This window comes from Streptomyces sp. NPDC101166 (assembly GCF_044768125.1).
In the GTDB taxonomy this organism is placed as follows: Bacteria; Actinomycetota; Actinomycetes; order Streptomycetales; family Streptomycetaceae; genus Streptomyces.
In genome coordinates this window covers 74,225-86,474 of sequence record NZ_JBIWPF010000019.1, presented here as the reverse complement: position 1 = coordinate 86,474, position 12,250 = coordinate 74,225, and the positions used below count along the sequence as shown (strand labels likewise).

Here is a 12,250-nt window from a genome sequence, read left to right as displayed (position 1 = left end):
CCCCGTCGTCGCACCACCTGTATCAAAGGCCGTTGTCGCGGCTCTGATTGACGACCACCGGGCTCAGGGAGGACACGCCATGGCGCCACAGCGATTCCACGAGCAGTTCGAGCAGATCCAAAGAGCCCTGCCCGGCGTCCCGTTGGCGATGGGGCCGGACGACTCCGCCGAGTTCATCTACGAGAAGGGCGTCGTCCTCGCCCGGGACGGTGAGGAGGCTCAGGTCGTCGAGGACGCCGTCCGCGCGCACTTCACCGCCACCGAGGGCCTCGTCCCCGACCACGTCCGCCGGGCCGGCCCGATGACCAACCGCTCCGGCATCACCCGCATCCGGGTCGGCGACCCCGGCCAGGGCGTGTCCGGCGCCGACCGCACCGTCGCGGGCGCCCTGCGCGCCCTGCGGGGCGCCGAGGACCGGACGGGCCGCCGGCTCGTCAGCCGCAACCACGTCGTGTCCATCGCGGTCAACGCCTGCCCGGGCGACGAGCCGGTGCCCGTCGGGTCCGGCGAGACGCCCAACCCGGCCGTCGCCCAGGCCGCTCGCGAGGAGGACGGCGGCGCCGTGGCCGTCCTCGTCGTCGACACCGGCCTGATGCACGACTACCGCTCCTACCCGCCCCTCGGCCGCACCGAGGGCGACGCGCAGATCCAGGAGACCGACCCCGACGGCGTCCTTCAGCAGTACGTCGGCCACGGCACCTTCATCGCCGGACTCGTCGCCGCCGTCGCCCCCGACACCCACGTCACCGTGCGCAACACCCTCAACGACGCAGGCGCGATCCTGGAGTACGACTTCGGCGACCGGCTCTTCGACGCCGTCGAGCAGGGCGGCTGGCCCGACATCGTCAGCCTCTCCGCCGGCACCTCCAACGGCCGCGTCGACGGACTGCTGGGAGTGGCCGCCTTCATGGACGAACTCCGCGACCGGCACACCTTGTTGGTCGCGGCCGCCGGCAACAACGCCAGCGCCACGCCCTTCTGGCCCGCCGCCTACGCCGCCCTGCCCGAGTACGCCGACGCGGTCCTCTCGGTCGGCGCGCTGCGCGGCGACGGCGAATTCGGCGCCTGCTTCAGCAACCACGGGCCCTGGGTGCGGGTCTACGCCCCCGGCGAGCGCCTGGTCAGCGCCCTCACCGGCTTCGACCGCCCCGTCCCGTACGTCTACCAGCACTCCACCTACGACGTCTGCCGCTACGGCTTCGGCTACTCCTGCACCTGTCAGTCGCCGCGCCACACAGGGGTGTTGAGCGAGACCCGGGCCGCCACCGAGGGCAAGCCCGACCAGGTGATGTTCGAGGGACTCGCCTCCTGGAGCGGGACGTCGTTCGCCACCCCCCTCGTGGCCGGACTGGTCGCCGCCCACATGAAGGCGCACCAGGAGACCGACCCGCGCGCCGCGGCCCGCCAACTGCTCGCCTCCGGAGCGGAGTTCGCCGAGGTGCGCGGACACCATGTGCCGGCGCTGCTCCCGCCGGCCTGGCGTCCGGTCGCGGTCGGACAGCTCGCCGCGTCCGTATGAGGCCCGCATGAGGAGCGAAGCGGCCCCCGCCACGGCGTACGATGACATGCCGTACACGAGGGGTGGGGCCGTGGACCGTAGTGATGTCGGCGCGCTCGTCCGGTCCGCCGTCGACGGTGACACGGCGGCCTGGAAGGCGCTCGTCGAAGGGCTGAGCCCGCTGGTGTGGTCCGTCGTGCGCGCGCACCGGCTCTCCGAGGCCGACGGGCACGAGGTGTACCAGACCGTGTGGTTCCGTTTCGCCCAGCACCTCGGGCGGATCCGTGAACCCGACAAGGCGGGCTCCTGGCTGGCCAGCACCGCGCGCAACGAGTGCCTGAAAGTGATCAAAGGCCTGCGCCGGCTCACCCCGACCGACGATCCCCAGCTGCTCGACCGGGTCAGCGAGGACCGTACGCCGGAGCAGTCGGTGCTGGACTCGGAGGAGGCGGCCGAGCGGAGCGAGCGCGTCCGCCACCTCTGGCAGGAGTTCGAGGCGCTCGGCGAGCGCTGCCGGCAGTTGCTGCGGGTGCTGATCTCCTCGCCGCCGCCCAGTTACCAGGAAGTGTCGGCCGCGCTCGGCATCGCGGTGGGCAGCATCGGACCGATGCGCCAGCGATGTCTGCGCCGCCTGCGCTCCCGACTCGACGCACGGGGAGCACTGTGAACGCCATGAACGACGACCACGTCCCGAGCGGCACGGACGACCACAGCGGCCTGGAGGAGGAGCTGCGCGAAGCGGTCGCCGTCCTCGACCCGGTCCCGGCGGAGCTGCGCCGGATCGCCGTAGAGGCGTTCGCCCTGCGCGACCTGGACGCCCGTGTCGCCGAGCTGACCTTCGACTCGCTGGTGGACGCCATGCCGGTCCGGGGCGCGGTGGACGTGCCGCGGATGCTCACCTTCGACACCGGCGGGCTCACCGTCGACGTGGAGGTGACCGCACACGGTCTGATGGGGCAGCTGCTGCCGCCGCAGCCGGCCGCGATCGAGATCCTCGACGGCCCCCGGGCCGGCGCGGTGCTCACCGCCGACGCCATGGGCCGCTTCACCGCCGACGCCCCGCCCGCCGGCCCGTTCGCGCTGCGCCTGCGCACCGGTGGCGAGGTCGTCGTCACGGAGTGGCTCCGCGCCTGAGACGGGCTGCCTGAGACGAGATGCCCGACACGCCCCGCCTGAGACGAGCCGCAAGGGGCGGGTCTCAGACGGAGACCGCCTCGACCAGCCGGGCCAGCGCGGTGGCGAGCCGTGGCAGGCCTGGACCGGAGGGGCCGCCCGGCTCCGTCATGTACGTGTCGCGGCGGATCTCCACCATCAGCGCGGACACCCTCGGCTCCGAGCCGTAGTACTCCAGCGGTACGTACGTCCCGCCGAACGGGCTGTCCAGCCCGGTCTCCCCGACGCCCGCGAACGCCTCGCGCGCGGCGGACGTCAGCGCGGGCGGGGTGTGGAAGGGGTCGGTGCCCAGGCACACCGGCGGCCGGGGCCCGTCACCGTGCAGTTCGTAGGGCAGCCGTGCGGTCGGGTACGAGTGCACGTCGATGATCACCGCTCGCCCGACGGCGGCCAGCCGCTCCGCCACCGCCTCGGTCATCGCCCGCGCGTACGGCCGGAAGTACCGGTCGACCAGCGGCCCGGGATCGGCGTCCGCGGGCCGCAGCGCCCGGCCGTGCGTGGTCCGCGTGTACACCGCGCCCATCCCCACCGACAGCATCTCCTCCCGCTCGTCCGGGAACCGCTCCGGATCGACCACCAGCCTCGACAGCCGGTTGACGAACCGCCAGGGGGCGTCAGGAGCCGACCGGGCCGCCAGCTCCGCGATCTCCGCGGTGTGCGCGTCGGTGATGTGGTCCAACTCCCGCTCCAGCGCCCGGTCGTCGAGCACGATGCCCGCGCGCGCCTCGGGCGGTATCGCCCGCGCCGAGTGCGGCACATGGAGGATCACCGGAGAGCCCTCGGCGCCCGGGAGGAGGGAGAAGGAGGGGGTGTCGGCGGACATGTGAGGTCTCCTGCGCGGTGAGGCGTGGCGTGCGTACGGGCCCCGGCCCGACAGCGCTCCGCCCCGGCCGGCGGAGTGCCGGTCGGGGCGGAGCGGTGCGGCCGGGGAGGGGGCCCCGGCTCACCACCGCCGGGGCGGCGTCAGCTCCAGGGGCCGGGCCCGGCGTCGGCTCAGAACGCGGCCAGCGCCTCGTTCCACGTCGACGACGGACGCATCACCTTCGCGGCCTTGGCCGGGTCGGGCTGGTAGTAGCCGCCGATCTCGGCCGACTTGCCCTGGACGGCGTTCAGCTCGTCGACGATGCGCTGCTCGTTCGCGGTGAGCGTCTCGGCGAGCGGGGCGAAGGCCTTGGCCAGGTCCGCGTCGTCGGTCTGCGCCGCCAGCTCCTGCGCCCAGTACAGGGACAGGTAGAAGTGGCTGCCGCGGTTGTCGATGCCGCCGACGCGACGGGTCGGGGACTTGTCCTCGTTGAGGAAGGTCGCCGTGGCGCGGTCCAGGGTGTCGGCGAGGACCTGCGCGCGCCCGTTGCCGGTGAGCTTGGCGTACTGCTCCAGGGACGGGACCAGCGCGAAGAACTCGCCCAGCGAGTCCCAGCGCAGGTAGTTCTCCCGGACCAGCTGCTGCACGTGCTTCGGGGCGGAGCCGCCGGCACCCGTCTCGAAGAGGCCGCCGCCCGCCATCAGCGGGACGACCGACAGCATCTTGGCGCTGGTGCCCAGCTCCAGGATGGGGAACAGGTCGGTCAGGTAGTCGCGCAGCACGTTGCCGGTGACGGAGATGGTGTCCTCGCCGCGGCGGATGCGCTCCACCGACAGCTTGGTCGCCTCGACCGGGGCGAGGATCCGGATGTCCAGGCCCTCGGTGTCGTGCTCCGGCAGGTACGCGTTGACCTTGGCGATCAGGTTGGCGTCGTGGGCGCGGGTCTCGTCCAGCCAGAACACCGCCGGGTCGCCGGTGGCGCGGGCGCGGGTGACGGCCAGCTTCACCCAGTCCTTGATCGGGGCGTCCTTGGTCTGGCAGGCGCGGAAGATGTCGCCCGCGGAGACGGCCTGCTCGATCAGGGCCTCGCCGGACGCGTCGACCAGGCGGACCGTGCCCGTGACCGGGATCTCGAAGGTCTTGTCGTGGCTGCCGTACTCCTCGGCCTTCTGCGCCATCAGACCGACGTTGGGGACCGAGCCCATCGTCGACGGGTCGTAGGCGCCGTTGGCGCGGCAGTCGTCGATGACGGCCTGGTAGACGCCCGCGTAGGAGGAGTCCGGCAGGACCGCGAGGGTGTCGGCCTCCTGGCCGTCGGGGCCCCACATGTGACCGGAGGTGCGGATCATCGCCGGCATGGACGCGTCGACGATGACGTCGGACGGGACGTGCAGGTTGGTGATGCCCTTGTCCGAGTCGACCATCGCGAGCTCCGGGCCCTCGGCGAGCTCGGCGTCGAAGGAGGCCTTGATCTCGGCGCCCTCGGGCAGGCCCTCCAGGCCCTTGTAGATGCCGCCGAGACCGTCGTTCGGGGTGAGACCGGCCTTGGCGAGCGCCTCACCGTAGCGTGCGAACGTCTTCGGGAAGAAGGCGCGCACCACGTGACCGAAGACGATCGGGTCGGAGACCTTCATCATCGTGGCCTTCAGGTGCACGGAGAACAGCACGCCCTCGGCCTTGGCGCGGGCGACCTGCGCGGTCAGGAACTCGCGCAGCGCGGCGACGCGCATCACCGAGGCGTCGACGACCTCGCCGGCCAGCACGGGTACGGACTCGCGCAGGACGGTCGTGGAGCCGTCGTCGCCCTTGAGCTCGATGCGCAGCGCGCCGTCCTCGGCGATCACCACGGACTTCTCGGTGGAGCGGAAGTCGTCCACGCCCATGGTGGCGACGTTCGTCTTGGACTCGGAGGTCCAGGCGCCCATGCGGTGCGGGTGGGACTTGGCGTAGTTCTTGACCGACGCGGGGGCGCGGCGGTCGGAGTTGCCCTCACGCAGGACCGGGTTCACGGCGGAACCCTTGATCTTGTCGTAGCGGGCGCGGATCTCGCGCTGTTCGTCGGTCTTCGGCTCGTCCGGGTAGTCCGGCAGCGCGTAGCCCTGGCCCTGAAGCTCGGCGACCGCGGCCTTGAGCTGCGGGATCGAGGCCGAGATGTTCGGCAGCTTGATGATGTTGGCCTCGGGCGTCTTGGCCAGCTCGCCCAGCTCGGCCAGCGCGTCCGGGATGCGCTGGTCCTCGGTGAGGTACTCCGGGAACACCGCGATGATGCGCCCGGCGAGCGAGATGTCCCGCGTCTCCACGGCGACACCGGCCTGCGAGGCGTACGCCTGGACCACCGGCAGGAAGGAATACGTCGCCAGGGCCGGGGCCTCGTCAGTGTGCGTATAGATGATGGTCGAGTCAGTCACCGGGTGCTCCGCTCCACGTCTGCAACATTGCTCGACATCAAGATATCTCCTGAGCGGCTCCGGCTCGACAGGGGTCCGCACACCGGTCCGTCCGGCCCCCCCTGTGAGGCTCTGCGTCCGTCCGGGCAACCGAATCGTTCGTTCGTGTCGTCAAGCAGGTAGATCTTCGATCCGCCCTCCCGACGGCCGGAGGCGACCGACCGGCCGCCCAGCGAAAGCAGACCGAGAACACCATGAGATATCGCACCCGAGTGACCGCTCCCGCGATCGCCCTGATCGGCACCGCCGCGGCCCTGACCACGGCCCCCGCGGCCCACGCGGCCGCCACCGCGCCGGCGGCCGCCGACCGGCGCCGCGCGCCCGCCGCGAAGAGCGCCCCCGGCCCCGAGACCCTGTCCGACCCCGTCTACCCGAGCCTCGGCAACGACGGCTACCGCGTCGGCGCCTACCACCTCGACCTGGCCTACGACGCCACGACCGCCCTGGTCGACGCCACGGCCGCCGTCGAGATCACCACCACCCAGTGCCTGAGCCGGCTCTCCCTCGACGCCCTCGGCCTCGACATACGGTCGGTCCACGTCGACGGCCGCGACGCCGCGTTCGAGCTGGCCGACGAGAAGCTGCGCATCACCCCGGCCCGGCCGCTGCCCGAGGGCGCCTGCACCACCGTCCGCGTCGCCTACACCGCCGACCCGCGCCGCACGCTGGCGCACACCGCATGGGTGCCCACCCCGGACGGCTTCGCGGTGTGCCCCCAGCCGAACTCCGCGCACACCGTCTTCCCGTGCAACGACCACCCCTCGGACAAGGCCCGCCTCACGGTCCGGTTCACCGTCCCCGACAACCTGCGCGGGGTCGCCACCGGCCGGCTCGTCCGCACCGAACGCCTGAGCGGCGGCCGGACCGCCTATACCTACCGCTCCGGCTCACCGGTCGCCACCGAGCTGGTGCAGATCACGGTCGGCGACTACGTCGTCAAGGAGCGGCAGGGCCCGCACGGGCTGCCGCTGCGGGACATCGTCCCCGTCGCCCGCGCCGAGGCCCTCGAACCGGCCCTCGCGCTCACCCCGAACCTCGTCGAGTGGATCGAGGCCCGGCTGGGCGCCTATCCCTTCGAGACGTACGGGCTGCTGCCCTGCAACTCCGACGACCCCAAGGCCTTCGACTTCACGGGCCTGGAGACCCAGACCCTCACCCTGTACAAGCCGAACTACCTCCTCCAGGAGGAGAAGAAGATCGGCTCGCACATGATGCACGAGCTGGTCCACTCCTACTTCGGCAACAGCGTCAGCCCCGCCACCTGGGCCGACCTGTGGCTCAACGAGGGCCACGCCGACTTCTACGGACTGCTGTACCGCTATGAGCGGGGCTGGGCGGACTCCCTGGGCCTGACCACGTTCGAGGCCCGGATGAAGGACACCTACGCCCGCGGCGACCAGTGGCGCCGCACCTCCGGCCCGGTCGCCGCGCCCAACGCGGCCAACCTGTTCGACAGCCAGCGCTACCTGGGCGGCGTCCTCGTCCTGTACGCGCTGCGCCAGCTCATCGGCGAGGACGCCTTCCACGCCGTCGAGCGCGCCTTCCTGGCCCGCCACCGCGACGGCCACGCCTCCACCGAGGACTACATCGCCGTCGCCTCTCACGTCTCCGGCCAGGACGTGAGCGGATTTCTGCGCGAGTGGCTCTACGGGACGACGACCCCGCGGATGCCCGGCCACCCCGACTGGACGGTCACGCCGGCGGTGCAGTCCCTCGTCCGCCCGGACGCCCGCACCGGCGCCGGCCGGCACGACAACTCGGCCACGCTCTGAGACGCGGGACATCGGTTCCCGCAAGCCACAGGTGAGGCGGGGGGGGGCGCGCGGGGCGCGGCCCCCCCCCCCCACGGGCCACGGGGTGCGGGGGCCCCCCCCCCCCCCCCCCCCGCAGGCGCGCGGCCGCCCCCCCCCCAAAACCCGCCCCCCTCCGTGCCGCCGGCCACCGGGTGCCCCCCACCCCCGGGGGGGGGGGGGGCGGCCGGCCCCCCCCCCCCCCCGCCTCACCTGTGGCTCAGGTGCTCAGGCGCTCAGCCGTCCGGACGCTCAGTCGTGCAGGGCCGACGCCCCGTCCTGCACGGCGTCGTCGGACACCCGCTGCTGCGGGATCAGCACCGCGCCCTGCTGGAGCGCCACCGTCCGCGTCGGGGCCGGGATGCGGATGCCCTCCTCGCGGTAGCGGCGGTGCAGACGCTTGATGAACTCGTGCTTGATCCGGTACTGGTCGCTGAACTCGCCCACGCCCAGGATCACGGTGAACCCGATCCGTGAGTCGCCGAAGGTGTGGAAGCGCACGGCCGGCTCGTGGTCCGGGACCGCGCCGGTGATCCCGGTCATCACCTCGGCGACGACCTCCAGGGTCACCCGCTCCACATGCTCCAGGTCGCTGTCGTAGGCGACGCCCGCCTGCACCAGGATCGTCAACTGCTGCTCGGGGCGCATGAAGTTGGTCATGTTCGACTTGGCGAGCTCCCCGTTGGGGATGACCACCAGGTTGTTGGAGAGCGCGCGGATCGTCGTCTGGCGCCAGTTGATGTCCTCGACGTATCCCTCCTCGCCGCTGCTCAGCCGGATGTAGTCGCCGCGCTGGACCGTCTTGGAGGCGAGGATGTGAATACCCGCGAAGAGGTTGGCGAGGGTGTCCTGAAGGGCCAGCGCGACGGCGAGACCGCCGACGCCGAGAGCGGTGAGCATCGGCGCTATGGAGATGCCGAGGCTCTGCAGCGCCACCAGGAAGCCGATCGCAAGGACCAGCACCCGGGTGATGTTGACGAAGATCGTGGCCGAACCGGCGACGCCGGAGCGCGCGGAGGTCACCGACTGGACCAGCCCGGCGATCACCCGTGCCGCCGACAGCGTCACCACGAAGATCAGCAGCACCGTCAGGCACTGGTTGACGGTGTGCTGGATCGTCCTCGTCAGCGGCAGCACCGCCGCGGCGGCCGCCGCGCCGCCCGTGATCGCGGCCCACGGCACCACGGTGCGCAGCGCGTCCACGATGACGTCGTCGCCGCTCCAGCGGGTGCGCTTGGCGTGCCCCGCCAGCCAGCGCAGCAGCGTGCGCGACAGGAAGGCCACCAACAGACCGGTGGCCAGGGCGATTCCGCAGAACACGAGGTCGTGCACGGTCGGCGCTCGGTTCACCGGGCGCCTCCGGGGCAACGCTCCACGGCCGACGGGGCCGTCCACGACCGGATGTGAGGTCTCGTCACGTCATCACCTGTTCGATTTTCCGGGAAATGCTGTGGCGCCCGTCCACCGGACCGGCGCGACGACTCATCCTGCCGTATCCCTCAGGGCAGTTCGCACCGGGCGACCGGCCCGGAAGCCGCCGAGGGCCCGGCTCAGATCACCTTCCGGCGCACCAGCGCGCCCAGCGTCAACGTCCCCGGCACCAGCGGCAGCCACACGGTGATGATGCGATAGGCCAGGACCGCGGCCGTGGCGGCCGCCGCCGGAGCGCCCGCCGCCACCAGCGCCACAGCCAACGCCGCGTCCAGGGAGCCGATCCCGCCCGGCGTGGGCACCAGCGCGACCGCCGCCGAGGCCGCCAGATACGCGACCAGCAGATGCGCGGGCGGCACCGCGAGGCCCAACGACCGCCCCACAGCGGCCAGTGAGGCCCCCTGGAGCAGCGGAAACGCCAGGGCGCCGCCCCACAGGGCCAGCGCCCGGGCCGGACGGGCGTGCACCGCGCGTGCCTCGGTCAGCGCCGTGCGCAGCAGCGCGCACACGGCCGAGCGCAGCCGCCGTACGCTCAGCAGCGCGCCCGCGGCCAGGACCGCCGCGCCGGCCAGCGCGGCCAGCAGCGGGCCGAGCGCGCCGTCCGGCAGGAGCGCGCCGATCCGCAGCGCGCCGGGGAAGACGAGGACCAGCAAGCCCAGCAGCGCCGTACGGGCCGCGGTCTGCGCCAGCCCGTACAGCGCGAGCGCCGCCGAGGAACGGGCCAGCGGCACCCCGCACACCGTCATGAAGCGCAGGTTGACGGCGCTCGCGCCGAGGCCGGTCGGCAGCAGGTGGTTTGCGGCGCCCGCCGCGAACTGCGTGGCCAGCAGCCGCCGTCGCGGCAACCTGGACATCACCGCGCCCTGCCGGGTGAAGGCCGCCGCGACCCAGGTCAGACATGTCGAGCAGGCCGCGGCGAGCAGCCACGGCCACTCCGCGGTGCGCAGTTGGCCGAGCCCGTCGGCGAGCACCGACCGGTGCCGCACCGCGACGACCCCGACGAGGACGAAGGGCAGCAGGCACAGCGCCCGGCGCACCGGAACGCGCCCGGGCAGCCGGCGGCGGACGAGGGGCGCTTCGGGCACGTGGACCAGGCTCACACCCGTAGAGGCTGTCCGCGCCGCTTCGACGAGGGGTTGCCGCAGCGTGGACGGCGGCAGAGGAGGAGACATCGTCATCTTGACCTCAACAATGCTCGAGGTTCTAACGTCGTTCGCATGAGCATGGAGACCACCGCCTGGACGCAGTTGTACAGCGTCATGAACGCCCGGCACGAACGCCGGCCCTTCGACCGCGAGACCTTGCGCCGCATCTACGGGTTCGCCCGTCCGCACCGCCGCCGCATCGCCCTGTTCGTCCTGCTCGGGGTGGTGACCGCGCTGCTCGCCGTCGCCACCCCCGTGCTCGCCGGGCGGGTCGTCGACACGATCGTGTCGCACGGCGACTCCGGCGCCGTCGTCCGCCTCGCCCTGCTCATCGCGCTCATCGCGGTGCTGGAGGCGGCGCTCGGCGTCCTGGGCAGACGGCTGTCGGCGACGCTGGGGGAGGGGCTCATCCTGGACCTGCGCACGGCCGTGTTCGACCACGTGCAGCGGATGCCGGTCGCGTTCTTCACACGTACTCGTACGGGAGCGCTCGTCTCCCGACTCAACAACGACGTGATCGGTGCTCAGCGCGCCTTCAGCAACACCCTGTCCGGAGTGGTCAGCAACGTGGTCACCCTGGTCGTCGCCCTCGTCGTCATGCTCACGCTGTCCTGGCAGATCACCCTGCTCGCGCTCGCCCTGCTGCCGGTGTTCGTGCTGCCCGCCCGGCGGATGGGCCGGCGCATGGCCGGCATGCAGCTCGAGGCGGCCGGCCTGAACGCGTCGATGAGCACCCGGATGACCGAGCGGTTCTCCGCGCCCGGCGCCACCCTCGTGAAGCTGTTCGGCCGTCCCGAGCAGGAGTCGGCGGAATTCGCCGCCCGCGCCGCACGCGTCCGCGACATCGGGGTGCGCACCGCCACCGCCCAGTCGGTGTTCATCACCGCCCTCACCCTCGTCTCCGCCCTGGCCCTCGCCCTCGTCTACGGCCTCGGCGGCCGGCTCGCCCTGGAGGGCGCCCTCGACCCGGGCGCCGTCGTCGCCCTCGCGCTGCTGCTGACCCGGCTGTACGCACCGCTCACCGCCCTCGCCGGGGCCCGGGTTGAGGTGATGAGCGCCCTGGTCAGTTTCGAGCGCGTCTTCGAGGTGCTCGACCTGAAGCCGCTCATCGAGGAGCGGCCCGACGCCCGTGACCTCCCCGACGGACCGGTCTCCGTCGAGTTCGACGACGTCCGCTTCGGCTACCCGGCCGCCGACAAGGTCTCCCTCGCCTCGCTGGAGGAGGTCGCCGCCCTCGACGCCCGCGGCGGCGCCGAGGTCCTCCACGGCGTCTCCTTCCGCGCCGAGCCCGGCATGACGGTCGCCCTCGTCGGCTCCTCCGGCGCCGGCAAGTCGACCATCGCCCAACTCCTGCCCCGCCTCTACGACGTCGACTCCGGCGCCGTCCGCATCGGCGGGGTCGACGTCCGCGAGCTGAGCGCGCGGTCCCTGCGGTCCACCCTCGGCATGGTCACCCAGGACGGCCACCTCTTCCACGACACCGTCCGCGCCAACCTGCTCCTCGCCGCCCCCGACGCCGACGAGGGGGACCTCTGGGACGCCCTGCGCCGGGCCCGCCTCGAGGACCTCGTGCGCTCCCTGCCCGACGGCCTCGACACCGTCGTGGGCGAACGCGGCTACCGGCTCTCCGGCGGCGAGCGCCAACGGATGACGATCGCCCGGCTGCTGTTGGCCCGCCAGCGCGTCGTCATCCTCGACGAGGCCACCGCGCACCTCGACAACACCTCCGAGGCGGCGGTCCAGGAGGCGCTCACCGAAGCGCTGCAGGACCGCACCGCGGTCGTCATCGCCCACCGCCTGTCCACCGTGCGCTCCGCCGACCTCATCCTGGTCGTGGAAGCGGGCCGCGTGGTGGAACAGGGCACCCACAGCGAACTCCTCACCGCCGACGGCCGCTACGCGGAGCTGTACCGCACCCAGTTCGCCCAGGACGAGACCCAGGCCACGGCGGCCCTCTGAGAGGC

Annotated in this window: 9 protein-coding genes; 5 read left to right on the top strand and 4 right to left on the bottom strand. The window is 72.7% G+C overall.

Translation table 11 applies throughout. The features are described from left to right. Positions 1-79 precede the first annotated feature (79 nt). From ACIRS4_RS28990 to ACIRS4_RS28980, 3 genes are read left to right on the top strand one after another with little or no spacing between them, the layout of a single operon-like run. Positions 80-1,519 (top strand): S8/S53 family peptidase, encoded by a 1,440-nt coding sequence (locus ACIRS4_RS28990; RefSeq protein ID WP_404201597.1) that lies wholly within the window; start codon positions 80-82, stop codon positions 1,517-1,519. 46 nt (positions 1,520-1,565) lie between these two features. Continuing rightward, positions 1,566-2,165, top strand: a complete 600-nt coding sequence (locus ACIRS4_RS28985) for an RNA polymerase sigma factor (protein ID WP_404201679.1) — start codon at positions 1,566-1,568, stop codon at positions 2,163-2,165. Between the two features lie 5 nt (positions 2,166-2,170). Then, positions 2,171-2,632, top strand: a complete 462-nt coding sequence (locus ACIRS4_RS28980) for a hypothetical protein (protein WP_404201595.1) — start codon at positions 2,171-2,173, stop codon at positions 2,630-2,632. 64 nt (positions 2,633-2,696) lie between these two features. Here the strand turns inward: ACIRS4_RS28980 and ACIRS4_RS28975 are convergent, their stop codons facing one another. Further along, the gene (locus ACIRS4_RS28975) at positions 2,697-3,494 is read right to left on the bottom strand and encodes an N-formylglutamate amidohydrolase (protein ID WP_404201593.1); all 798 of its coding nucleotides are present in this window, start codon (positions 3,492-3,494) and stop codon (positions 2,697-2,699) included. 170 nt (positions 3,495-3,664) lie between these two features. Then, positions 3,665-5,881: an NADP-dependent isocitrate dehydrogenase gene (locus ACIRS4_RS28970; protein ID WP_404201591.1), complete on the bottom strand. Its 2,217-nt coding sequence runs from the start codon at positions 5,879-5,881 to the stop codon at positions 3,665-3,667. Positions 5,882-6,114: 233 nt separating this feature from the next. Between ACIRS4_RS28970 and ACIRS4_RS28965 the strand changes: the two genes are divergently transcribed. Then, entirely contained in the window at positions 6,115-7,692 is a 1,578-nt protein-coding gene (locus ACIRS4_RS28965) for a M1 family metallopeptidase (protein ID WP_404201589.1), read from the top strand. Positions 7,693-7,962: 270 nt separating this feature from the next. On the opposite strand, the gene ACIRS4_RS28960 is transcribed toward ACIRS4_RS28965, so the two are convergent. Next, complete coding sequence (locus tag ACIRS4_RS28960; RefSeq protein WP_404201587.1) at positions 7,963-9,060, bottom strand: mechanosensitive ion channel family protein; 1,098 nt, start codon at positions 9,058-9,060, stop codon at positions 7,963-7,965. 200 nt (positions 9,061-9,260) lie between these two features. Next, entirely contained in the window at positions 9,261-10,160 is a 900-nt protein-coding gene (locus tag ACIRS4_RS28955) for a YbhN family protein (protein WP_404201677.1), read from the bottom strand. Between the two features lie 198 nt (positions 10,161-10,358). Between ACIRS4_RS28955 and ACIRS4_RS28950 the strand changes: the two genes are divergently transcribed. Continuing rightward, the gene (locus tag ACIRS4_RS28950; protein WP_404201585.1) at positions 10,359-12,245 is read left to right on the top strand and encodes an ABC transporter ATP-binding protein; all 1,887 of its coding nucleotides are present in this window, start codon (positions 10,359-10,361) and stop codon (positions 12,243-12,245) included. Positions 12,246-12,250 lie beyond the last annotated feature (5 nt).

Excerpts from the sequence above, each read along its gene's own strand:
- ACIRS4_RS28990 (WP_404201597.1), top strand. The coding sequence starts at position 80 with ATGGCGCCACAGCGATTCCACGAGCAGTTCGAGCAGATCCAAAGAGCC.
- ACIRS4_RS28985 (WP_404201679.1), top strand. The coding sequence starts at position 1,566 with ATGCCGTACACGAGGGGTGGGGCCGTGGACCGTAGTGATGTCGGCGCG.
- ACIRS4_RS28980 (WP_404201595.1), top strand. The coding sequence starts at position 2,171 with ATGAACGACGACCACGTCCCGAGCGGCACGGACGACCACAGCGGCCTG.
- ACIRS4_RS28975 (WP_404201593.1), bottom strand. The coding sequence starts at position 3,494 with ATGTCCGCCGACACCCCCTCCTTCTCCCTCCTCCCGGGCGCCGAGGGC.
- ACIRS4_RS28965 (WP_404201589.1), top strand. The coding sequence starts at position 6,115 with ATGAGATATCGCACCCGAGTGACCGCTCCCGCGATCGCCCTGATCGGC.
- ACIRS4_RS28950 (WP_404201585.1), top strand. The coding sequence starts at position 10,359 with ATGAGCATGGAGACCACCGCCTGGACGCAGTTGTACAGCGTCATGAAC.